The sequence below is a fragment of the Rhodococcus sp. NPDC059179 genome, assembly GCF_042754885.1.
In the GTDB taxonomy this organism is placed as follows: Bacteria; Actinomycetota; Actinomycetes; order Mycobacteriales; family Mycobacteriaceae; genus Rhodococcus_G.
Genome location: NZ_JBHZBV010000005.1, coordinates 113,744 through 134,707 on the forward strand (window position 1 = coordinate 113,744; position 20,964 = coordinate 134,707).

Sequence of the window (20,964 nt, forward strand, 5' to 3'; positions counted from 1 at the left end):
TTCAACTCCGCCAGGAAGTGAGTTAAGTACATGAAGCTTGCAGTCATCCCCGGTGACGGCATCGGAGTCGAGGTCACGGCAGAGGCGCTCAAGGTGCTGCGCAAGCTGGTCCCGGACCTGCAGACCACCGAGTACGACCTCGGCGCCACGCGCTACAACGCGACCGGAGAGCTGCTGCCGGACGCGGAGCTCGCGCAGATCCGCGAGCACGACGCGATCCTGCTCGGCGCCATCGGCGACCCACGCCTGGTCGGTCCCGGCATCCTCGAGCGCGGTCTGCTGCTGAACATGCGGTTCCAGCTCGATCACCACGTGAACCTGCGTCCGTCGCGGCTGTACCCCGGCGCGACGTCGCCGCTGGCCGCGAACCCGGACATCGATTTCGTGGTGGTGCGTGAGGGCACCGAGGGCCCGTACACCGGCAACGGCGGCGCGATCCGCGTCGGCACGCCGCACGAGATCGCCACCGAGGTCTCGATCAACACCTGGTTCGGTGCCGAACGCGTCGTCCGCTACGCCTTCGAGCTGGCGCAGTCCCGCCGCAAGCACCTGACGCTGATCCACAAGACCAACGTGCTCTCCAACGCGGGCGCGATCTGGTCGCGGGCGGTGGAGACCGTCGGCGCCGAGTACCCGGACGTGGAGACGGCGTACTGCCACATCGACGCCGCCACCATCTACATGGTCAGCGACCCGTCGCGCTTCGACGTGATCGTCACCGACAACCTGTTCGGCGACATCATCACCGACCTGGCCGGCGCGGTCACCGGTGGTATCGGCCTCTCGGCCAGCGGCAACATCGACGCCTCCGGCACCAACCCGTCGATGTTCGAGCCGGTGCACGGCAGTGCCCCTGACATCGCGGGCAAGGGGATCGCCGATCCCACCGCCGCGATCCTGTCGGTGGCGCTGCTGCTGCGTCACCTCGGTCGCGACGAGGACGCGGCGCGTGTCGAGCAGGCCGTCGAGGCCGATCTCGCTGCCCGTGGCGACGGTCCGATCAAGACCTCCGAGGTCGGCGACCGCATCGTCGCGAGCGTCTAGGCTCGGCAACACCCTGCAGTAGCACTCCGCCCGCGAACCGAAAGGTTCGCGGGCGGAGTGCGTTCGGGGCCGGTTACGCCGATGGCTGGGGGTCGGCGGGGACCAGGGGAGCGGAGGCCAGCGGGCACAGCGCGGCCAGGGCGAAGGCGACCGGGAAACCGAGCGTCCCGATCACCGCACCGAATACCGGCGGCACGAACGCGGCGGCGAGGTACTGGCCGGTGTTCTGGGCGCCGAGCGCGCGGCCGCTCCAGTACGGCCCCGCGATCTCCGCGACCGCGGTGAAGGCCAATCCGTTGTCTGCCACCGTGATCACCGAGGCCACCACCATCAGGGCGACGGCTGCAGGCGAGTCGAGCCAGTCGGTGACCGCGAGCGCGGCCATGGACAGCGCCGCCGCGATCGCGACGGTCCGCAGCGGGCCCATCCGGCTGCCGACCCGGTCCGACCAGATCCCCGCGCCGATCCGACCCGCCGCACCCAGCAGTTGGGTCACCGTGATGAGGATGCCAGCCGACGCCGCCGACCAGTGCCGGTCGGTCATCAACCAGACCAGTGCGAACGTCCAGACCAGGTACTGCGGCACCACCAGCGCGGCCGAGACGGTGTGGATGCGCCACAGCACACTCTGATTGCGGTACGGGTTGGTCAGCAGGCCCTGCTCCGAGGCGTCGGCGCGGGTCGGGCGGGGCGGGTCGACCACGAAGAGCAGGCAGGCCAGCGCGGCGACCGCACCGATCGCCGCGGGCAGGGCCAGTGCCCAGCCGATGCCGTGGTCGGCGGCCAGGCTCGGGATGGTCAGCGCCGCGACCGCGACCCCGAGGGGCAGGGCCATCTGACGCACGCCCATCGCGAAACCGCGGCGGTGGGCAGGGAACCAGCCGACCACCACTCGCCCGCTGGCCGCATTGGCGCTCGACGCGGCCATCCCGCAGAGGAACAGCAGGACGCCGAGTGCCACGAAGGACGTGCCGAGTGCGGCTGCGACGGCGCTCGCGAGCGCGGCGGCGCCGTGGCCGAGCACCAGCACCCGGCGTTCGCCGATCCGGTCGACCACCAGGCCCCAGGCGAACAGGCTGACCAGGAAGCCGACCGTCGGTGCGGCCGCGATCAGGCCTGCGCGGGCCAGGCTCATGCCGTGCTCGCCGTGCAGGGTCGGGATGAGGAACGCGGGCGCGTTGGCGAAGACGCCGCCTGCCGTCTGGGCGACGACGCCCAGCCCGAGCATGGACCACCGCCTTGGCGCGCTGATCTGCGAGTCCTGCCTGTTCTGTTCCTGAACACTCATGTAGGCCGTCCCAATATATGGAATGAGAATCTTATAGAATGGAATTCGGGATCGAGTGTATCGCGAGTCCCTTGCCGCGGCACAGGCGGACGCGGGAGCGCGCGGCCGCGGCCGATAGACTGCGGTCATGCGTCTAGGTCGAATCGCCAGCCCTGATGGGGTCGCCTTTGTTTCCATCGAGGGGGAGGGTGACGCGCAGACCGCGAAGGAGATCGCCGAGCATCCGTTCGGCAGCCCCACTTTCACCGGCAGGAGCTGGCCACTCGCCGACGTCCGGCTGCTGGCGCCGATCCTGGCCAGCAAGGTGATCTGCATCGGGAAGAACTACGCGGCGCATGCGGCGGAGATGGGCTCCGAGGCGCCCGAGGATCCGGTGATCTTCCTCAAGCCGAACACCTCGATCATCGGCCCCGGAGTGCCGATCATGTTGCCGCCCAGCTCGAATGAAGTGCATTACGAGGGCGAGCTCGCGATCGTCATCGGCCGCCCCTGCAAGGACGTGCCCGCGTCGAAGGCGCTCGACGTGGTGCTCGGTTACACCGTCGCGAACGACGTGTCCGCGCGTGATCACCAACGCCAGGATGGTCAGTGGACCAGGGCCAAGGGGCACGACACGTTCTGCCCGCTCGGGCCCTGGATCGAGACCACCCTGGACGCCTCCGATCTGGAGATCAAGACCGAGGTCGACGGCGCGGTCAAGCAGCGCAGCCGCACTTCGCTTCTGCTGCACGACATTCCGAAGATCATCGAGTGGGTTTCCGCGGTGATGACGCTGCTCCCCGGTGACGTCATCCTGACCGGCACCCCCGAGGGCGTCGGCCCGATCGTCGCGGGCGACACCGTGAGCGTCAGCATCGAGGGGATCGGCACTCTCACCAACCCGGTGGCAGCCAAGGGCTGACCCGGGGCTGGGCAGACTAGCCTGGGGGGGACCGCTTCCCCTCCGACCCAAGTGAGCCATGACCTCCAGCGAAGTGCGTGTTCGTTTCTGTCCCTCGCCGACCGGAACCCCCCATGTCGGGCTGATCCGTACGGCCCTGTTCAACTGGGCCTATGCCCGGCATCACGGCGGCAAGTTCGTCTTCCGTATCGAGGACACCGACGCGGCCAGGGACTCGGAGGAGTCCTATCAGGCCATCCTCGACGCGCTGAACTGGCTGGGCCTGACGTGGGACGAGGGTCCCGAGGTCGGTGGCCCCTACGAGCCGTACCGGCAGTCCCAGCGACGCGACCTGCACCTCGAGGTCGTCGCGAAGCTGCTGGAGGCGGGCGAGGCGTACGAGTCCTTCTCCAGCCCCGAGGAGGTGGAGGCGCGGCACAAGGCTGCCGGCCGTGACCCCAAGCTCGGGTACGACAACTTCGATCGTGATCTGACCGCAGAGCGGCGTCAGGCATACCTCGACGAGGGCCGTAAGCCCGTCGTGCGGTTGCGGATGCCCGATCACGACCTGACCTGGCACGACCTGGTTCGCGGCGAGACCACCTTCAAGGCGGGCACGGTGCCCGACTTCGCGCTCACCCGCGGCAACGGCATCCCGCTGTACACCCTGGTGAACCCGGTGGACGACGCGTTGATGAAGATCACCCACGTGCTGCGCGGTGAGGACCTGCTCTCGTCGACGCCGCGCCAGCTGGCGCTCTACGAGGCCCTGCAGCGGATCGGCGTCGCGGAGCTCACCCCGGAGTTCGGCCACCTTCCGTTCGTGATGGGTCAGGGCAACAAGAAGCTGTCCAAGCGGGATCCCGAGTCGAACCTGTTCATCCACCGCGACCGCGGCTTCATCCCCGAGGGTCTGCTCAATTACCTGGCCCTGCTCGGCTGGGGCATCGCGGACGACCGCGATGTGTTCTCGCTCACGGAAATGGTCGAGGCCTTCGACATCTCGAAGGTCAATTCCAATCCGGCGCGTTTCGACCAGAAGAAGGCCGACGCGATCAACGCCGAGCACATCCGGCTGCTCGAGCCCGCGGACTTCACCGCGCGGCTGCGCGCCTTCCTGGGCGAGCACGGGCATCCCGTCGACGCGCTCGACGAGGCCTCGTTCGCCGTCGCCGCCGAGCTCGTGCAGACGCGGATCGTCGTCCTCTCCGACGCATGGGATCTGCTCAAGTTCCTCTTCGTGGACGAGTCCGAGTTCGCGATCGACCCCGCCGCGGCGGCGAAGAACCTGGGCGCGGACGCGGGCCCCGTGCTCGACGCGACGATCGCCACTCTCGAGGCCGCACCGAACTGGGTCACCGCGGAGCTGGAGGAGTCCCTCAAGGCTGCGCTGATCGATGGCCTGGAACTCAAGCCGCGCAAGGCCTTTGCGCCGGTGCGGGTCGCGGTGACCGGTTCGCACATCAGCCCGCCGCTGTACGAGTCGATGGAGCTGCTGGGCCGGGAGAAGACCTTGACCCGGCTGCGTTCGGCGCGCGCTCAGGTCGGTCAGTAGGAGTCCCCTCCGGCGGTCAGGGGGCCATTCTGGCCCCCTGACCAGCCGATTTGGAGAATGCCCCTAGGGCTTTGCTATTGTTTCCCTCGTCCGAAACGACAGAGCGCAGCCGCGAGGTTGAGCGAGTCGCCGAGGTCATTGGGGTATGGTGTAATTGGCAACACAGCGGTTTCTGGTACCGCCATTCTAGGTTCGAGTCCTGGTACCCCAGCGGAGAGTTCAGGCGATTTTGACTCTGAACTCCGGCCAGCTAAGCTAGCCGAGCTTCCACTGATGCGGAACTTCTCCCCGGAAGAGTTCCACAGCAGCGCAACAAATCAGTACAGCGTGTTCTTGGCCCCGTCGTCTAGCGGCCTAGGACGCCGCCCTCTCAAGGCGGTAGCGCGGGTTCGAATCCCGTCGGGGCTACAAACGAAAAAGACCCTCTGGCTCATGCCAGGGGGTCTTTTTCTGTTGGTCTCGGCCCAGGGTCTCGATGCGCGCGGAGCGGCAACGAAAAAGGCGCCCACCCGAATCGGGTGAGCGCCTTCGCGGTGCACTGTCAGCCGCTCTTGCGGCGGAATTCTCGCTTGTGATCGGCGGGGCCGTGCGTGTGATGAATCTTCGAATCGCCGGCCGCGGCGGCCGTCGGGTTCGCGTGCTGATGATTCTTGCGGTCGAGTGCCTCGCGGTACTGCTGCTTGATCTTCTCGTTTTCCGAATCCGTCACGTCTCGCTCCTCCCGTAGGTGGTTCAAGGCGACGGTACCGCCGTCGGGTCGCGAAGTCCCGTGAATTCTCGGGTGTTACAGGAAAGCCGCGGTGCTTCCGCCGACCGGCATCTCGGGCAACCCGAGCTTGCGGTGGTCCCAGGACCGGGTCCGGTCCGGCTTCACCCGCACGGCGATGCGCTTGTTCAGCATCATCTCGATGGCCGGGTCCACGTCGGGCGTGTACGGGCCCGTGTAGCGCTCCCAGATGCTGACGCCCACCTGCCAGAGGGCATCGCGGTCCTCGATGATCTCGGCGGTGCCCTCGATGGAGATGCCGCGCAGGGTGTCGTAGGTGTTGCCGTCCTCGATCATCACGGTGATCCGGTCGTCCCTGCGGAGATTGACGGCCTTCTGCGATTTCGCCTTCGTCTCGAACCACAGCTCGCCGTCGATCACCGCGTACCACATGGCGATCAGGTGCGGCGCGCCCTTCGCTCCCACCGTCGCCATGGTGGCGATCCGGCTGCGTTCGATGAACCCGGCGATCTCGTCGTCGTCCATCGTGATCTGGCTACGTTGGTTGGTGCCCACTGCGCTGTCCTCCATGGGGATCGGAACGTCTACTCGCATGCACTGTGCCATGGGCCACACATGTGACTGTGCCATGGGCCACATCGCGCGCGCAGAGGCTACAGGCGTTTGTGGAGTGCGTCCGCCGCGGCGAGCAGGTCGGCGGCCCAGCGGGCGCCAGGCCGCCTGCCCATTCGATCGATCGGACCCGAGACCGAGATCGCCGCGATCACAACGCCGGCGCCGTCGCGCACGGGTGCGGCGACGCTCGCGACACCGGGTTCACGCTCGGCCGCGCTCTGCGCCCAGCCCCGCTTGCGCACCTCGAGGAGGGCTCGCTCGCTGAAGAGCGCGTCGGCCAGCACCGCACGCTGGGTCTGCGGATCCGCCCATGCCAGCAGCACCTTGGCGCCGGAGCCCGCGGTCATCGGCAGCCGCGCGCCGACCAGGACCGTGTCCCGAAGACCGGTCGGCGGCTCCATCGAGGCCACGCACACCCGCTGGGTTCCCTCCCGGCGGTACAGCTGCACGCTCTCGCCGGTGATCTCGCGCAGCCGCGGCAGGACCATGGCGGCGGCCTCGAGGAGACTGTCGTGTGCGGTGGGGGCCAGCTCCGCCAGGCCGGGGCCCGGACGCCAGAGCCCGTCGCCGTCGCGGGCGAGGAGCCGGTGCACCTCGAGGCCGACTGCCAGTCGATGCGCTGTCGCCCGCGGCAGTCCGGTTCGGGTGCACAGCTCCCCGAGATTGCAGGGTTGCTCCGCAACGGCATGGAGAACGGTCATCGCCTTGTCGAGCACCCCGATCCCGCTGGAGGCGGGGGAGCCGCTATGCTGTCTCATAGGGCGATACTACCGTCTCGCATTCTGAGATGGAAATTCGGACGGCTTCGGGGCTGCGTCATCGGAGAGATGATGGAAGACACGCACTCCAGGCCGTCCGATGTCCGGGACGCACTAGTCACACTGAGAGGTGGAGAACATGGTCAGTACAAGGCGCACCCTGGCGGAGAAGGTGTGGGACGAGCACGTCGTCGTCCAGGGTGAGGGGGAGGGCGCATCGCGCAACCCGGACCTCATCTACATCGACCTGCATCTCGTGCACGAAGTGACCAGTCCCCAAGCCTTCGATGGCCTTCGACTCGCGGGCCGGCCGCTTCGCCGTCCCGATCTCACGATCGCAACCGAGGACCACAACGTCCCCACCGTCGACATCGACAAGCCGATCGCGGATCCGGTTTCGCGCACGCAGGTCGAGACCCTCCGCCGCAACTGCGAGGAGTTCGGGGTCCGACTGCACTCGATGGGTGATCTCGATCAGGGCATCGTGCACGTCGTCGGTCCGCAGTTGGGCCTGACGCAGCCCGGCATGACGGTGGTGTGTGGCGACAGTCATACCTCCACCCACGGTGCGTTCGGTGCTCTCGCAATGGGTATCGGCACCAGTGAGGTCGAGCATGTGATGGCGACCCAGACGCTGTCGCTGCGTCCGTTCAAGACGATGGCGATCAATGTCGACGGCGAACTCCAGCCCGGGGTGACGAGTAAGGATGTCGTGCTGGCCGTCATCGCGAAGATCGGCACCGGCGGCGGCCAGGGCTATGTGCTGGAGTACCGCGGCTCCGCCATTCGCCAGATGTCGATGGAAGCCCGAATGACGGTCTGCAACATGTCGATCGAGGCGGGTGCCCGTGCGGGCATGATCGCACCGGACGAGATCACCTACGAGTTCATCAAGGGACGGCCGCACGCGCCGCAGGGCGAGGACTGGGATTCCGCCGTTGCCGCGTGGGATCAGTTGAAGACCGACGAGGGCGCGACTTTCGACCAAGAGGTCTACATCGACGCGAACTCGCTGACCCCGTTCGTGACCTGGGGGACGAACCCGGGTCAGGGTGCGCCGCTCGGCGACTCGGTCCCGGATCCCACGCAGATCGTCGACGAGAGCGAGCGGCTCGCGGCCGAGAAGGCGTTGAACTACATGGGCTTGACGGCGGGCACTCCGCTGCGTGAGATCGCCGTGGACACGGTTTTCGTCGGTTCCTGCACCAACGGCCGGATCGAGGACCTGCGGGCGGTGGCGGGCGTGCTGAAGGGCCGCCAGGTGGCACAGGGTGTGCGGATGCTGGTCGTCCCCGGCTCCATGCGGGTTCGCGCGGAGGCCGAGAAGGAGGGCCTCGGTGAGATCTTCACCGCCGCAGGCGCCGAATGGCGGCAGGCGGGTTGCTCGATGTGCCTCGGCATGAATCCCGATCAGTTGGCGCCGGGTGAGCGTTCGGCATCGACATCCAACCGGAATTTCGAAGGTAGGCAGGGCAAGGGCGGACGGACCCATCTGGTTTCGCCGCTGGTTGCGGCGGCGACAGCAGTGCGCGGCACGCTCTCGGCGCCGGCAGACCTGGACTGAAGACCACCGGAACGACAGGAGTATTTGATGGAAGCCTTTACGACACACAAGGGAATCGGCGTCCCGCTGCGGCGCTCCAATGTCGACACCGACCAGATCATCCCGGCGGCCTACCTAAAGTCGGTCTCGCGTACCGGTTTCGAGGACGGTCTCTTCGCGGGTTGGCGCGCCGACCCCGGGTTCATCCTGAACATTCCGCCCTACGACAAGGGCTCGGTTCTCGTCGCCGGTCCGGACTTCGGTACCGGCTCGTCCCGTGAGCACGCGGTGTGGGCGCTATCGGACTACGGATTTCGCGTTGTGATCGCATCTCGCTTCGCCGACATCTTCCGCGGCAACTCCGGCAAGGCGGGTCTGTTGGCGGCGGAGGTCGACCAGTCGGACGTCGAACTGCTCTGGAAGTTGCTCGAAGAGCAGCCCGGACTCGAAATTGTTGTCGATCTCACGGAGCGCACGATCACCGCCGGAACGCTGGTGGTGCGCTTCAACATTGATGACTACACGCGGTGGCGTCTGCTCGAGGGGCTGGACGATATCGGATTGACGTTGCGGCAGGTAGATGCGATTTCGGAGTTCGAAAAGTCAAGGCCGTCATGGAAACCTGCCACCCTCCCGGCGCGGGTTGCCGACGGAAACTAATACGACCGACTAACGGGATTCAGGCACCAAAGAGGGTGCCACGCCGCTGAGAGAGGCATGAGAATTGGCGTGGCACATAGACTCTTGCCCTTTTCCGGATTACCGTGTTTGCTAGTCGGTCCGACAAATGGGCCATCGGTTTGCGGAGGACTTCCATGAACAAAGCAGAGCTCATTGACATCCTGACCGAACGGCTGGAATCGGATCGACGCACCGCGACCGATGCGGTCGAGCACATCGTCGACACCATCGTGCGCGCCGTGCACAAGGGCGAGAGCGTCACGATCACCGGCTTCGGCGTCTTCGAGCAGCGTCGCCGCGCGGCCCGCGTCGCGCGCAACCCGCGCACCGGCGAGACCGTCAAGGTCAAGCCGACCTCGGTGCCGGCGTTCCGTCCGGGCGCCCAGTTCAAGGCCGTGATCGCGGGCAGCCAGAAGCTTCCCGCCAGTGGACCCGCGGTCAAGCGCGGCTCGGCGGCCGCCGCACCCGCGAAGAAGGCGGCAGCGAAGAAGACGGCCGCGAAGAAGGTGGCGGCCAAGAAGGCGGCACCGGCCAAGAAGGCTCCCGCCAAGAAGGTTGTCGCGAAGAAGGCGGCTCCGGCGAAGGCGGTCGTGAAGAAGGCGGCGCCCGCGAAGAAGGTTGTCGCGAAGAAGGCGGCTCCGGCCAAGAAGGCTCCCGCCAAGAAGGTTGTGGCCAAGAAGGCGGCACCGGCCAAGAAGGCTCCCGCCAAGAAGGTTGTGGCCAAGAAGGCGGCTCCCGCCAAGAAGGCCCCTGCCAAGAAGGCGCCCGCCAAGAAGGCTCCCGCCCGCAAGAAGTAGGCACGACCGACTGCTCGTGCACACGCACGAGATTCAGGGCGGCGACGGATTCCGTCGCCGCCCTGAGTCGTCAGGTGTTATCGGGCAGCGGACTGTCGATGTGGCTGGCGTCCACCAGCTTGCCGCCGGAGAACGAGAGAACCCAGGTGCTGGCCTTTCGGTTGCGGGCGGGCGGCAGGGTGATTCCGTCCCGGTCCGCCCACCAGCTCAACAGATCGGGGATCACCCCGCTCTGGCTGCAGATCACCTGAACGCCGCCGAGGGTGGCGATCTTCCTGACGCGCGACCTGGTCGCGGACGGGTCCTCCGCGTACGCCTCCTCGGAGAGCAGCGGTTCCGCCACGATGTCCGTGCCGAGCGCGCGTGCCAGCGGTTCCACCGTCTGCTCACAGCGGGTCCGATCCGCCGAATGGATCGCCGTCGCGCCGAAGGCCAGCAGCTGGGGCACCAGCGCCTCGGCCTGGGCGCGTCCGACGGCGTCGAGCGGGCGCAGCGTGTCGTCCGGTGATTCCTTTCTGCGGCCGGCCTTGCCGTGCCGGACCACCAGCATCGTGGTGGTGTCGGCGGGGACTTTCATGAATCGGCGCATCACCTTGCCGTCCACCGAGTACGAGAGTTCGCCCGCCACCTTCTCGGGGGCCACCCACCGGAGCTCGTCGACCTCGTTGTTCGGTACGAACTCGCCTCCGAGCGCTTCTGCCGCCCAGTAGTCGACCCGCTTGCGCTTGCGGTGGCCGGGGATCTCGTAGGCGATCCGGGTCACGTGCCGGTCGAGACGCGCCCGTAGCCCGGTCTCTTCCTCCACCTCGCGCAGCGCCGCGATGACCGGTGTCTCCCCGGGATCGAGCTTGCCCTTGGGGAAGGACCAGTCGTCGTATCGGGGGCGGTGGATCAGCGCGATCTCGATCTCGTAGGGGTTGGCCGGTGACTTGCGCCAGAGCACGGCACCGGCCGCAAAGATGTTGGCCTTGATCGGTCGATCCGACTTCGAGCTCACGAGCTGCCTTCCTGTGGTGTCCGGAGAAGGACCTACGAACTGATACCGCGGCGGCCGCGCATCAACTCCTGCTGGTGCTCGCGTACGCGTTCACCCCGTGCGGGCCAGGCCGCCCAGTGCCCGTCGGACTGGAGGACCCAGCAGCGAGTGGTCGGGTCGAGGGCCGAGTCGAAGATGTCGCCGAGTTGACGGGTCAGCCGGGGATCCTTCACCTGGGCCATCACTTCCACCCGCCGATCGAGATTGCGGTGCATCATGTCGGCGCTACCGATCCAGAATTCCTCCGCGCCGACGAAATGCAGGATGCGCGAATGCTCGAGGAACCGCCCGAGAATCGAACGGACCTCGATGTTCTCGCTCAGCCCCGGCACCCCTGGCTTGAGGGCGCAGATCCCGCGGACCACCACCCGAACCGGCACGCCCGCCTGGGAGGCGCGATAGAGCGCGTCGATCACCTGCTCGTCCACCAGCGCGTTGGCCTTGAGACGGACGCCTGCCGGCTTGCCTGCGAGCTGGCGCTCGACCTCCGCATCGATCCGCTTGATGATGCCGTCGCGGACGCCGTATGGCGCGACCAGCAGGTTCCGGTAGTTCGCCTTGCGCGAGTACCCGGTCAGCGAGTTGAACAGGTCCGTGAGGTCCGCGCCGATCTCCGGCGCCGCGGTGAGCAGACCCACGTCCTCGTACAGGCGGGCCGTCTTCGGGTTGTAGTTTCCCGTGCCGATGTGGCAGTACCGGCGGATCGTCGAGCCCTCCCTGCGCACGACAAGGCAAGTCTTGCAATGGGTCTTGAGGCCGACCAAGCCGTATACGACGTGCACGCCCGCCTGCTCGAGCTTGCGTGCCCACTTGATGTTCGCCTGCTCGTCGAACCGAGCCTTGATCTCGACGAGCGCCACCACCTGCTTTCCCGCCTCGGCCGCGTCGATCAGCGCGTTGACGATCGGGGAGTCGCCGGACGTGCGGTACAGCGTCTGCTTGATCGCCAGCACATGCGGATCCGCCGCCGCCTGCTCGATGAACCGCTGCACGCTGGTGGAGAACGAGTCGTAGGGGTGATGCACGAGCACGTCACCCTCGCGCAGCGTCGAGAACACGCTCTTCGGGGTCTCCCGCTCGCCGAAGGCCGGATGCGTGGCCGGGACGAACGGGGCGTCCTTGAGGTTGGCGCGATCGACGCCGTAGACCTGCCACAGGCAGGACAGATCGAGCAGGCCGGGGACCTGGATGACGTCTCCCGGATCCACGTCGAGCTCGCGCAGCAGCAGTTCGAGCATGTGCTCGGTCATGTCGTCCGCGACCTCGAGCCGCACCGGGGATCCGAACCGCCTGCGGGCGAGCTCGCGCTCGAGCGCCTGCAGGAGGTCCTCGTCGCGATCCTCCTCGACCTCGAAGTCGGCATTGCGGGTGATCCGGAACGCGTGGTGCTCCACGATCTCCATCCCGGGGAACAGCGCGTTCAGGTGCGCGGCGATCAGCGCCTCCATCGGCAGGAACGCCGGGGTCGTCGCGGGCGAATCGGTGCGGTTGACGCGGACGAACCGGTCGACGTTGTCGGGCACCTTGACCCTCGCGAAGTGCTCTCCGCCGGTCGACGAATCCTTCACGGTCACCGCGAGGTTCAGGCTCAGGCCGCTGATGTAGGGGAACGGGTGGGCCGGGTCGACCGCGAGCGGGGTCAGCACGGGGAACACCTGTTCGCGGAAATGTGCGGAGAGGCGCTCCTCCTCGTCGGCGTCGAGGTCGGCCCAGCCGATGATGGAGATGCCCTCCTCGGCGAGCTCGGGCAGCACCTTGTCGAGGAAGGTCGCCGCATGCTTCTCCGCGATCTCCTGGGTCCGCTGGTTGATCAGCGCCAACTGCTCGCGCGGGGTGAGACCGTCGGCGGAACGGACCGAGAGCCCGGTCTCGTCCCTTCGCTTGAGGCCCGCGACGCGGACCATGTAGAACTCGTCGAGATTCGAGGCGAAGATCGCGAGGAACTTGGCGCGCTCGAGCAGCGGAATCGACGGGTCCTCTGCGAGGCTGAGAACGCGCGAGTTGAAGTCGAGCCAGCTCAGTTCGCGGTTGAGGTAGCGGGCCCCGGGCAGCGGGATCACCGAACCGTCGACGGCCAGCGGGGTGGCGGCGGGAGGTGCGGTCGGGATCACCGGCAGCTGATTGACGATCGGCGCGCTCCATTCGCGCTCGCCGGTGGCCGACGCCGATTGCTGCCCGGTGTCCTGTCCGCGTACCTCACCGTTAGTCACGCGTAGATCATCCCCCAGATCGCGAGTGGGCGACAATCGATGCACATTTATCTTCGGTGAATTCGCCGGGTGGTCCCCGCGGTGCCGGGCCAGCCGATCCGGTCGAGTTCCGCCGTGGTCGCCCGGCCGGGCCCCAGCGCCACCGCGGCGTCGAGATCGGCTGCGGTGTCGACATCGAGTCGCAGTCCGGGCCAGTCGCCGGTCAGCACCGCGGCGCCGGAAAGGCGGTGGCGCCGCGCCGAGTCCGGGCCGAACCGGGGGTCGAGGTCGGCGTCGGGGTCCCCGACGAGCAGGGCAGCGGTCCCGGTGCCGTGATGATCGACCACGAGTGAGCGCGGTGCTCGGCTGCCTGCCGCAAGCGCGGCGGACAGCTCTTCCGGGCGCAGGCACGGCAGGTCGCCCTGCAGCGCCACAAGGGGGCCGGGCCCGCGGGTCGAACGGGCGTCGGCCGCCGCGGCCCGCAGGACGGTGTTGAGGCGATCGGCGTCCTCGCCAGCGGGATCGGCGTAGAGCCTGGCCCCGCACTCGCGCGCCACACGGGCGACCGAAGGGTCCGGGGTGATGACGGTGACCTCGGCGATCCCCGTCGCATCCGCAGCCGCTGTGAGGGTGTCGCGCAGCATCGCCAGCACGAGCGCGGTCCGCTCGTCCGGCCCGAGGCGGGCGGCCAGCCTGCTCTTGGCCCGGCCGAGCTCCTTGACCGCGATCAACACGTGCGCATGCCCGGCGGGCGGCGTGCGATGCGCTGGGTCCATGCCCGCAATCCTGCCAGCACGTGGCCGCGGGTGAGCAGGCCCGGTGCCGCCTCGGCCGACTACTCTGGGACGCCGGCGGCAGCGGGTGTCGATGGGAAGGGACTTCCATGAGCAAGGCAGCGGTACTGGGGGCAGGATCCTGGGGGACGGCGTTCGCGAAGGTGCTGGCCGATGCCGGCACCGACGTCACGCTGTGGGCCCGCAGACAGGAAGTGGCCCAGGCGATCTCGGTGGATCACCAGAATCCGTTCTACCTCGAGGGGATTGCGCTGCCGGAGTCGCTGTCGGCGACAAGTGATCACCGCGTCGCGCTCGAGGGCGCAGACATCGTCGTCCTGGCCGTGCCCTCGCAGTCGCTGCGCGAGAACCTCGGCGCCTGGGCGCCCTCGATCGAGCCGGATTCGACCCTGTTGTCCCTGGCGAAGGGCATCGAGAGCGGGACGTTGATGCGGATGAGTCAGGTGATCAGCCAGGTGGCCGCCGCCGATCCGGCCAGGGTGGCTGTGCTGTCGGGGCCGAACCTTGCCAGGGAGATCGCCGTGGGCCAGCCCGCCGCCACCGTGATCGCGTGCACGGACTCCGTTCGCGCGGTGGAACTCCAGAAGTCCTGCGCCACGGGTTATTTCCGTCCGTACACCAACACCGACGTGGTCGGCTGTGAGGTCGGCGGGGCGTGCAAGAACGTGATCGCGCTTGCCTGTGGAATGGCGTCGGGGATCGGTCTGGGGGAGAACACGAACGCCTCCATCATCACCAGGGGACTCGCGGAGATGATCAGGCTCGGGGTGGCGCTCGGCGCGAACCCGGCGACCCTGGCCGGGCTGGCAGGCGTCGGCGATCTCGTCGCGACCTGCTCCTCGCCGCTCTCGCGCAACCGGACCTTCGGTCACCATCTCGGTGCGGGCGGATCCATGGAGAGTGCGCAGCGAGCGACCAAGGGTCAGGTGGCCGAGGGTGTGAAGTCATGCACCTCGGTGCGGGCGCTGGCCGAGAGCTACGGGGTGGAGATGCCGCTCACCGATGCGGTCCATCGCGTGTGCCATGAGGGTATGTCGGTCCGGGACGCGGTCGGACAGCTGCTGGGTCGGCGCACCAAGCCGGAGTAACGCGTCGCGGCTCCTGCGGGCGGACCGGCGTCGGGCGGATGCGGCAGGTGGCCACGTTCAACGGTACGGTTCGGTACGTGAGTAATCCGCGTACGAGGGTGGCTGTGGTCTTCGGTGGCCGCAGCAGTGAGCACTCCGTTTCCTGTGTTTCCGCTGGCAGTGTGCTTCGCAACCTCGATCCCGAGCGCTACGAGGTGGTGCCGATCGGTATCACCCCTGACGGCGCCTGGGTGCTCGGGCCGACCGACCCCGATGCCCTCGCCATCGCCGGGCGCTCGCTGCCCACCGTGGACGCGGCTGGCACCGCGCTGACCCTGACGGCCGACCCGACCCGTGAGGGCGCCCTGGTGTCCCTGGGCAATGACGAGGCCGGAGCGATCCTCGCGTCGGTGGACGTGGTGTTCCCTGTGCTGCACGGCGCGTACGGCGAGGACGGCACCATCCAGGGGCTCCTCGAGCTTGCTGGCCTGCCCTACGTCGGCCCAGGCGTGCTGGCCAGTGCGGCGGGCATGGACAAGGAATTCACCAAGAAGCTGCTCGCGGCGGAGGGTCTGCCGATCGGGCGTCAGGTGGTGCTGCGCCCGGGCACGGCGACGGTCTCGCAGGAGGATCGGGAGCTGCTCGGGCTGCCGGTGTTCGTCAAGCCCGCCCGCGGTGGGTCCTCGATCGGAATCTCTCGGGTGTCGTCCTGGGATGACCTCGACGAGGCGATCGACGTCGCCCGCAGCCACGACCCCAAGGTCATCGTCGAGGCGGGCATCGTCGGCCGCGAGGTCGAGTGCGGTGTGCTCGAATTCCCTGATGGCTCAGTGAAATCCAGCGTCGTGGCGGAGATCCGGATGCCCGAGTTCGCGGGCGACGACGGCGCCTTCTACGACTTCGACACCAAGTACCTCGACGACATCTGCGAGTTCGATGTGCCCGCCAAGCTCGACGACGCGATCAGCGAGGAGATCCGGGCGATGGCGGTGCAGGCCTTCGCCGCGCTCGACTGCCAGGGCCTCGCCCGCGTCGACTTCTTCATCACCGAGAACGGCCCGGTGATCAACGAGATCAACACGATGCCCGGGTTCACCTCGATCTCGATGTACCCGCGGATGTGGGACGCGGCCGGGATCGACTACCGGTCCCTGGTGTCCACCCTGGTCGAGACGGCGCTGGCCCGGGGGACCGGCCTGCGCTGACGCCAGGCCGGCCGACCCGAGGTCAGGGGTTCGGCACCGGGGCCGGGTCGATCGGCCGCGATTCGAGCGCGCCGGTGATGGCCGCCGAGGCGTCCTGTAGCGGGCTCGGGCCCGATCCGTGCGGCACGGTCAGCGCGACGTAGACCCCGCGGTCGACGGCGAACCAGGTGCTGGCGTCCATGCCCTCCTCGCCGGGCACCTCGAACCACTGCACCTCGTCGACCATCTGCAACGCCGACGCCGCGTTGAACTCCAGCGGGCGGTCAACTCCGCAGCGCAGCACGACCTCCTTGGCGTCGTCCGCCTGCCAGGCGGCCGCGCCCACGGGGGCCGGATCCACCAGTTCGGCCCTGCCGAAATCGCCGAGGTCCTCCGGCAGCGCCTCGATCAGTGCGGCGCACTCGGGGGACTCGGCGGCGGGAGCGGGCACCGTGCCGAGGGCGACCGGTTCCTGGACGGGGTCGCGTCCGGCGATGACGGCCGCCACCAGCACGCCGACCACCAGGGCGATGGGGAGGGCGACCGCGGCGGCGATCAGTGCCGGACTGCGCCGGGCAGTGGGATGGGCTTCTGCTGTTTCGGGCTCGGCGGTGCCCGCGGACTCGGGGAGATCGGGGTCGTTCACGGTTATCAGTGTGCAGCAACCTGACAGGTGAGGGTCCGGGTGATGCCCGTGACCCGCTGAATCCGCTGGACCACGGTGGGCAGTTCGGTGCCGTCGGTGGCCTCGACCCGGACCACCACGTCGTAGGGGCCGACCACGTCCTCGGCGCTGAGGACACCAGGGAGTTGCCTGATTTGTTCGGCAATGAGCAAGGCCTTGCCGACCTCGGTCTGGATCAGAACGAAAGCCTGCATTGCTGACGCCCCTTCTCGGTGCAGTGCCCGTCGACCTCGGTAGAGTCGCGGTGGCCCTGGCCTGCCACTTACACGGCCGGGTGACTCCCGGCTGCGATAAAGGTTACGCGGTCTCGATCCACGGAGGTGCGTCATCGAAGCGACGGATCGCAGCACCGACGTCGGGCGCACGGTCGCCGATATCGGCGAGTTCGCGGTGATCGACCGGGCGGTGGCGGGACGCACGCAACCCGAGAGCACGCTGCTCGGACCCGGTGACGACGCCGCGGTGGTGCGGGCGCCGGATGGAGCCGTGGTGGCCTCGACCGACATGCTGGTGCAGGGCAGGCACTTCCGGCTGGACTGGTCGACCCCCGAGCAGATCGGTCGCAAGGCCGTCGCGCAGAACGGTGCGGACATCGTCTCGATGGGGGCCTGGCCGACCTCCTTCCTGGTGGCGATCGGGTGCCCCCCGAACACGCCGGTGTCCGTCACCGACGCGCTGACGGACGGGATCTGGGCCGAGGTCGCGGCGTTCGGCGGGGGCGTGATCGGCGGGGACATGGTGCAGGCTGAGCAGTTGGTCGTCTCGATCACGGTGCTCGGCGATCTGGGCGGGCACCAGCCGGTGCTGCGATCGGGGGCGCGTCCCGGCGATCAGGTCGCCGTCGCTGGCCGGCTCGGTTCGTCGGCTGCGGGGCTGGCGGCCCTGCTGGCCGGGGTCACGGCATTCCCGGAACTTGTTGCCGCGCATCTGGTTCCGAGTCCGCCGTATCGGAGTGGTCCGGCGGCGGCGCGCGCGGGTGCCACCGCGATGACGGATGTGTCCGACGGGTTGGTCGCCGATCTGGGGCACATCTGCGACGCCTCGGGTGTCGCGGTGGACCTCGACGTCGCGCCGCTCGAACCGGGGCCCGAGCTGACCGCCGCCGCGGACCAGCTGGGGGCCGACGCGCGCGAGTGGGTGCTCACCGGCGGTGAGGACCACGCGCTCGTCGCTACGTTCCCGGCCGATGCGGCGCTGCCCGAGGGCTGGCGTCGGATCGGGTCGGTCCTGGAGGGCGACGGGGTGCTGGTGGGCGGTCGCCCCTGGGCGGGCGCCGGCGGGTGGCAGAGCTTCCGTTAGATAGATTGCCACCATGCCTATCTACGCCCTCGGTGACCGCGTGCCCGACATCCACCCGGACGCGTACGTCCACCCCGACGCCGTGGTCATCGGGGCCGTGACCCTGGCCGCGGGCGCGTCGGTGTGGCCCCAGGCCGTGCTGCGCGGCGACTACGGCACCATCGCGATCGGCGCGAACACGAACATCCAGGACGGCACGGTCATCCACTGCACCCCGATCGACCCGACCGTGATCGGGTCCGGGTGCGTGGTGGGGCACAGCGCGCACATCGAGGGCGCCGTCATCGGCGACGACTGCCTGATCGCCTCCGGCTCGATCGTGCTGAACGGATCCACGATCGGCAGCGGCGCGATCGTCGGGGCAGGCGCCGTCATCCCGTTCAAGTTCGAGGTGCCCTCGCGGCGGATGGCGCTCGGCGTGCCCGCGAAGATCCGCGAGGGTTACGAGGTCCCCGAAGGCCACGTGGATCTCAACGTGAAGATGTATACCGCGAACGCCGCGTTCTACCGGGACGCGCTCCGGCGACTCGACTGATGCCGGTCCGGCCGCTGGAGGAACTGGTCGAGGCCGGGTGGGCGCAGGCCCTCGCGCCGGTGTCCTCGCAGATCTCGGCGGTGCGCGAGTTCCTGCGCACCGAGGTCGCGGACGGTCGCGATCACCTGCCCGCCGACGAGAACGTGCTGCGGGCCTTCAACCAGCCGTTTCGCGATGTCCGCGTGCTGATCGTCGGTCAGGATCCCTATCCGACGCCCGGCCACGCGGTGGGACTGAGCTTCTCGGTGGCGCCCGACGTGCGGCCCGTGCCGCGCAGCCTCGGCAACATCTTCGCCGAGTACAGCGAAGACCTGGGGTTTCCGACCCCCGCCAGTGGCGACCTGACCCCGTGGGCGGATCAGGGGGTGCTGCTGCTCAACCGGGTGCTCACCGTCGAACCCGGCCGGGCCGCCTCGCATCGGGGCAAGGGCTGGGAGGCAGTCACCGAGCAGGCCATCCGGGCGTTGGTGGCCCGGCCCGAGAAGCTGGTGGCGATCCTGTGGGGGCGGGACGCGGGCACTCTCAGACCGATGCTCGGCGACGTCGCGGTGATCGAGTCCGCGCACCCGTCGCCGCTGTCCGCCCGGCGCGGGTTCTTCGGGTCCCGGCCGTTCAGCCGCGTCAACCGGCTCCTCGTCGAGGTCGGGGAGGCACCGGTCGACTGGCGGCTGCCCTGAGGGGCAGAAATGGACAGTGGTGCTCGGTTACGGAATCTCGTCGTTTCCGTCGGCTCCTTCCGACCCTCGCCCATCGTGCCGCTTCGTTTGTTCGCGCCGCGCTTGTGCGTCGGCTTCCCTGCGGGCCTGTGCTTTTCGGCGGGCGCGGTCGAGCAGCTCTTTCGGGTGGTGCCGGTGGTTGATCCGGGGTTTCTGCTCGGGGTCGATGTGTGGTGGTGGGATCCACTCGGTGCGGCCGGCGTACTCGGTGCCGTCGGGGGCGGTGCGGGTCATCCAGCCGCCGGGCCCGTCCTTGACCATCGCATGGCAGCAGTCGCAGGCCAAGGTGAGCTCGTCGATATCGGTCTTGCCGCCTTTGGAATAGTCCCGCCTGTGGTGGCCTGCGGTCATCGTGGCCGGCGCGGCGCAGCCGGGGCCGGTGCAGCCGCCCTCAGCGGCGATCAAGGAGAGGCGTTGCGCCGCTTGGGCGAGACGTTTGGTGCGACCGAAATGCAGCGGTCGGCCATTGTGATCGAACAACACCAGCACCGGATGCGACTTCTCGGCCAGTGTCAACGCGTCTTTGATGGGGACGATGCCACCGGACGCGGTGGTGACCACGCCTGTCGCTTGTTCGAGTTGGCTCACGGTCATCGTGATTATCGTCGTCACGGGCAGCCCGCGGTGCGACCCGAGGGTGCCGGATTCGAGCAGCGCGGTGAACATGGCGGTGAACGCGTCGTGGTTGCGTTGCGCCGTGGTGCGCGTGTCCCTGGCCGCCGCGGCAACTAGGGCGTCGCGGTCGACGTTGGGGTGTTCGGCGTCCCCGGTGGGCGATTCCGGGTCGTCGGGGTTGTTCATGCCCGGCCGCGCCCACTTCGCCAGGATGGGGTCGAGCAGGGCGCGGGTTTTCGGGTCCAGTTCACCTGCGATGGGCGACATGAGGTCCGTGTCTTGTCTCCCGATTTTGACGCCCCGACGGCGTTTGCGGTCTTTGGCGTCGGTGAGGTTGCCATCCGGGTTCAGATGCGCGAGCAGGTCCAGGCCGGCGTTCTCGACGTCCTCGGGGGTGGCGGAGCGGGCGAGTTCGCCGAGGATCTCCTCCGCGACGGCGACATCGGTGTCGCTGACTGTGTGGGGGATCTTGCGGATGACCTTCCGAATGGCCGTGGCGTGGTCCGGACCAATCTCGCCGTCGCGTTGCGCCGCGGCGGTTTCGGGCAGATCCGCGGGCAGCGGCTGCCCGGACAGCGCATGCCAGGTGCCCAACGATTTCGCCGCGGTCACCCGCGCGGCCGCGTCGGCCGCGGAGATCCGCAGCACCCCGATCAGCAGCTTGTTGACCGTCTTGTGGCCCAGCTTGCCGGGCAGGGACCGTTCGGCCGTTTCGACGATCAACTTGTGCCCGACCGCCGAGGCTTTGCGTATGGATCTCTCCAGCCGTTGCAGAGTGTCGGTCAACTCGCCGTCGGCCAACCCGGTCATATCCATGTCGCAGAGCCCGGTCACGGCGTCAGCGATCGCGGTCAGGTGAGCTTGCACCTGCCCGGAAGCATCGACACCAGTGATCGAACTCATGTTCGAAGTCTATAGCCGGGGTCCGACACGGTATGTGGCAATGCTCCGCGGGT

General features: G+C 68.3%; 21 protein-coding genes and 2 tRNA genes. 13 read left to right on the plus strand and 10 right to left on the minus strand.

The window, feature by feature from the left end; all coding sequences use genetic code 11:
• Positions 1-30 precede the first annotated feature (30 nt).
• Positions 31-1,044, plus strand: a complete 1,014-nt coding sequence (locus tag ACFXMV_RS13050) for a 3-isopropylmalate dehydrogenase (RefSeq protein ID WP_378499874.1) — start codon at positions 31-33, stop codon at positions 1,042-1,044.
• A gap of 73 nt (positions 1,045-1,117) precedes the next feature.
• On the opposite strand, the gene ACFXMV_RS13055 is transcribed toward ACFXMV_RS13050, so the two are convergent.
• Entirely contained in the window at positions 1,118-2,332 is a 1,215-nt protein-coding gene (locus tag ACFXMV_RS13055; protein ID WP_378499873.1) for an MFS transporter, read from the minus strand.
• Between the two features lie 127 nt (positions 2,333-2,459).
• Here ACFXMV_RS13055 and ACFXMV_RS13060 point away from each other — a divergent pair, with 127 nt between their 5' ends.
• The 4 genes from ACFXMV_RS13060 to ACFXMV_RS13075 all read left to right on the plus strand — a co-directional run bounded on the left by ACFXMV_RS13060 (position 2,460) and on the right by ACFXMV_RS13075 (position 5,175).
• Positions 2,460-3,233 carry a fumarylacetoacetate hydrolase family protein gene (locus ACFXMV_RS13060; protein WP_378499872.1) on the plus strand — a complete coding sequence of 258 codons (774 nt, stop codon included), beginning with the start codon at positions 2,460-2,462 and terminating at the stop codon, positions 3,231-3,233.
• A gap of 58 nt (positions 3,234-3,291) precedes the next feature.
• The gene (gene gltX / locus ACFXMV_RS13065) at positions 3,292-4,767 is read left to right on the plus strand and encodes a glutamate--tRNA ligase (RefSeq protein ID WP_378503289.1); all 1,476 of its coding nucleotides are present in this window, start codon (positions 3,292-3,294) and stop codon (positions 4,765-4,767) included.
• A 139-nt stretch (positions 4,768-4,906) separates the two neighbouring features.
• A tRNA-Gln gene (locus tag ACFXMV_RS13070) sits at positions 4,907-4,978 on the plus strand.
• Positions 4,979-5,102: 124 nt separating this feature from the next.
• Positions 5,103-5,175: transfer RNA gene (locus tag ACFXMV_RS13075), tRNA-Glu, on the plus strand.
• Positions 5,176-5,308: 133 nt separating this feature from the next.
• On the opposite strand, the gene ACFXMV_RS13080 is transcribed toward ACFXMV_RS13075, so the two are convergent.
• From ACFXMV_RS13080 to ACFXMV_RS13090, 3 genes are all read right to left on the minus strand, one after another.
• Positions 5,309-5,476 (minus strand): DUF5302 domain-containing protein, encoded by a 168-nt coding sequence (locus ACFXMV_RS13080; RefSeq protein WP_378501666.1) that lies wholly within the window; start codon positions 5,474-5,476, stop codon positions 5,309-5,311.
• Between the two features lie 75 nt (positions 5,477-5,551).
• Positions 5,552-6,049: a pyridoxamine 5'-phosphate oxidase family protein gene (locus tag ACFXMV_RS13085; RefSeq protein WP_378501665.1), complete on the minus strand. Its 498-nt coding sequence runs from the start codon at positions 6,047-6,049 to the stop codon at positions 5,552-5,554.
• Positions 6,050-6,147: 98 nt separating this feature from the next.
• Positions 6,148-6,867 (minus strand): IclR family transcriptional regulator, encoded by a 720-nt coding sequence (locus tag ACFXMV_RS13090; RefSeq protein ID WP_378501664.1) that lies wholly within the window; start codon positions 6,865-6,867, stop codon positions 6,148-6,150.
• A gap of 139 nt (positions 6,868-7,006) precedes the next feature.
• Here ACFXMV_RS13090 and leuC point away from each other — a divergent pair, with 139 nt between their 5' ends.
• The 3 genes from leuC (at position 7,007) to ACFXMV_RS13105 (ending at position 9,888) form a co-directional block, all read left to right on the plus strand.
• Positions 7,007-8,431: a 3-isopropylmalate dehydratase large subunit gene (gene leuC / locus ACFXMV_RS13095; RefSeq protein WP_378501663.1), complete on the plus strand. Its 1,425-nt coding sequence runs from the start codon at positions 7,007-7,009 to the stop codon at positions 8,429-8,431.
• Positions 8,432-8,458: 27 nt separating this feature from the next.
• A complete protein-coding gene (gene leuD, locus ACFXMV_RS13100) occupies positions 8,459-9,070 on the plus strand; it encodes a 3-isopropylmalate dehydratase small subunit (protein ID WP_378503290.1) in 612 nt (203 codons plus the stop codon).
• A 155-nt stretch (positions 9,071-9,225) separates the two neighbouring features.
• Positions 9,226-9,888 (plus strand): HU family DNA-binding protein, encoded by a 663-nt coding sequence (locus ACFXMV_RS13105; RefSeq protein WP_378503291.1) that lies wholly within the window; start codon positions 9,226-9,228, stop codon positions 9,886-9,888.
• Between the two features lie 70 nt (positions 9,889-9,958).
• On the opposite strand, the gene ACFXMV_RS13110 is transcribed toward ACFXMV_RS13105, so the two are convergent.
• The 3 genes from ACFXMV_RS13110 to cofC all read right to left on the minus strand — a co-directional run bounded on the left by ACFXMV_RS13110 (position 9,959) and on the right by cofC (position 13,889).
• Positions 9,959-10,885 (minus strand): NUDIX domain-containing protein, encoded by a 927-nt coding sequence (locus tag ACFXMV_RS13110; protein ID WP_378503292.1) that lies wholly within the window; start codon positions 10,883-10,885, stop codon positions 9,959-9,961.
• A 32-nt stretch (positions 10,886-10,917) separates the two neighbouring features.
• On the minus strand, positions 10,918-13,053 hold the full coding sequence (locus tag ACFXMV_RS13115) for an RNA degradosome polyphosphate kinase (RefSeq protein ID WP_378503304.1): 2,136 nt from the start codon (positions 13,051-13,053) through the stop codon (positions 10,918-10,920).
• Positions 13,054-13,181: 128 nt separating this feature from the next.
• On the minus strand, positions 13,182-13,889 hold the full coding sequence (cofC, locus tag ACFXMV_RS13120; protein ID WP_378500026.1) for a 2-phospho-L-lactate guanylyltransferase: 708 nt from the start codon (positions 13,887-13,889) through the stop codon (positions 13,182-13,184).
• Between the two features lie 107 nt (positions 13,890-13,996).
• Here cofC and ACFXMV_RS13125 point away from each other — a divergent pair, with 107 nt between their 5' ends.
• Entirely contained in the window at positions 13,997-14,995 is a 999-nt protein-coding gene (locus ACFXMV_RS13125; RefSeq protein WP_378500027.1) for an NAD(P)H-dependent glycerol-3-phosphate dehydrogenase, read from the plus strand.
• Positions 14,996-15,072: 77 nt separating this feature from the next.
• A complete protein-coding gene (locus ACFXMV_RS13130; RefSeq protein WP_378500028.1) occupies positions 15,073-16,179 on the plus strand; it encodes a D-alanine--D-alanine ligase family protein in 1,107 nt (368 codons plus the stop codon).
• A gap of 22 nt (positions 16,180-16,201) precedes the next feature.
• Here the strand turns inward: ACFXMV_RS13130 and ACFXMV_RS13135 are convergent, their stop codons facing one another.
• Both ACFXMV_RS13135 and ACFXMV_RS13140 read right to left on the minus strand, forming a co-directional pair.
• Complete coding sequence (locus ACFXMV_RS13135; RefSeq protein WP_378500029.1) at positions 16,202-16,804, minus strand: DUF3515 domain-containing protein; 603 nt, start codon at positions 16,802-16,804, stop codon at positions 16,202-16,204.
• A gap of 5 nt (positions 16,805-16,809) precedes the next feature.
• Positions 16,810-17,037 carry an Lrp/AsnC ligand binding domain-containing protein gene (locus tag ACFXMV_RS13140; protein ID WP_378500030.1) on the minus strand — a complete coding sequence of 76 codons (228 nt, stop codon included), beginning with the start codon at positions 17,035-17,037 and terminating at the stop codon, positions 16,810-16,812.
• 196 nt (positions 17,038-17,233) lie between these two features.
• On the opposite strand from ACFXMV_RS13140, the gene ACFXMV_RS13145 reads away from it, so the two are divergent.
• Genes ACFXMV_RS13145 through ACFXMV_RS13155 form a run of 3 tightly spaced genes read left to right on the plus strand, consistent with a single transcriptional unit; the run spans position 17,234 to position 19,354 of the window.
• Complete coding sequence (locus tag ACFXMV_RS13145) at positions 17,234-18,142, plus strand: thiamine-phosphate kinase (RefSeq protein WP_378500031.1); 909 nt, start codon at positions 17,234-17,236, stop codon at positions 18,140-18,142.
• Between the two features lie 13 nt (positions 18,143-18,155).
• Complete coding sequence (locus ACFXMV_RS13150) at positions 18,156-18,677, plus strand: gamma carbonic anhydrase family protein (protein WP_378500032.1); 522 nt, start codon at positions 18,156-18,158, stop codon at positions 18,675-18,677.
• Positions 18,677-19,354: a uracil-DNA glycosylase gene (locus ACFXMV_RS13155; RefSeq protein ID WP_378500033.1), complete on the plus strand. Its 678-nt coding sequence runs from the start codon at positions 18,677-18,679 to the stop codon at positions 19,352-19,354. Before ACFXMV_RS13150 ends, ACFXMV_RS13155 begins: the two co-directional genes overlap by 1 nt.
• Before the next feature lie 27 nt (positions 19,355-19,381).
• On the opposite strand, the gene ACFXMV_RS13160 is transcribed toward ACFXMV_RS13155, so the two are convergent.
• The gene (locus ACFXMV_RS13160; RefSeq protein ID WP_378503293.1) at positions 19,382-20,911 is read right to left on the minus strand and encodes a DUF222 domain-containing protein; all 1,530 of its coding nucleotides are present in this window, start codon (positions 20,909-20,911) and stop codon (positions 19,382-19,384) included.
• Between the last annotated feature and the right edge of the window lie 53 nt (positions 20,912-20,964).

Coding starts and splice junctions, on each gene's coding strand:
- ACFXMV_RS13150 (WP_378500032.1), top strand. CDS start 18,156: ATGCCTATCTACGCCCTCGGTGACCGCGTGCCCGACATCCACCCGGAC.
- ACFXMV_RS13160 (WP_378503293.1), bottom strand. CDS start 20,911: ATGAGTTCGATCACTGGTGTCGATGCTTCCGGGCAGGTGCAAGCTCAC.
- leuC (WP_378501663.1), top strand. CDS start 7,007: ATGGTCAGTACAAGGCGCACCCTGGCGGAGAAGGTGTGGGACGAGCAC.
- ACFXMV_RS13060 (WP_378499872.1), top strand. CDS start 2,460: ATGCGTCTAGGTCGAATCGCCAGCCCTGATGGGGTCGCCTTTGTTTCC.
- ACFXMV_RS13125 (WP_378500027.1), top strand. CDS start 13,997: ATGAGCAAGGCAGCGGTACTGGGGGCAGGATCCTGGGGGACGGCGTTC.
- ACFXMV_RS13055 (WP_378499873.1), bottom strand. CDS start 2,332: ATGAGTGTTCAGGAACAGAACAGGCAGGACTCGCAGATCAGCGCGCCA.
- ACFXMV_RS13090 (WP_378501664.1), bottom strand. CDS start 6,867: ATGAGACAGCATAGCGGCTCCCCCGCCTCCAGCGGGATCGGGGTGCTC.
- ACFXMV_RS13050 (WP_378499874.1), top strand. CDS start 31: ATGAAGCTTGCAGTCATCCCCGGTGACGGCATCGGAGTCGAGGTCACG.
- ACFXMV_RS13105 (WP_378503291.1), top strand. CDS start 9,226: ATGAACAAAGCAGAGCTCATTGACATCCTGACCGAACGGCTGGAATCG.
- cofC (WP_378500026.1), bottom strand. CDS start 13,889: ATGGACCCAGCGCATCGCACGCCGCCCGCCGGGCATGCGCACGTGTTG.
- leuD (WP_378503290.1), top strand. CDS start 8,459: ATGGAAGCCTTTACGACACACAAGGGAATCGGCGTCCCGCTGCGGCGC.
- ACFXMV_RS13140 (WP_378500030.1), bottom strand. CDS start 17,037: ATGCAGGCTTTCGTTCTGATCCAGACCGAGGTCGGCAAGGCCTTGCTC.
- ACFXMV_RS13155 (WP_378500033.1), top strand. CDS start 18,677: ATGCCGGTCCGGCCGCTGGAGGAACTGGTCGAGGCCGGGTGGGCGCAG.
- gltX (WP_378503289.1), top strand. CDS start 3,292: ATGACCTCCAGCGAAGTGCGTGTTCGTTTCTGTCCCTCGCCGACCGGA.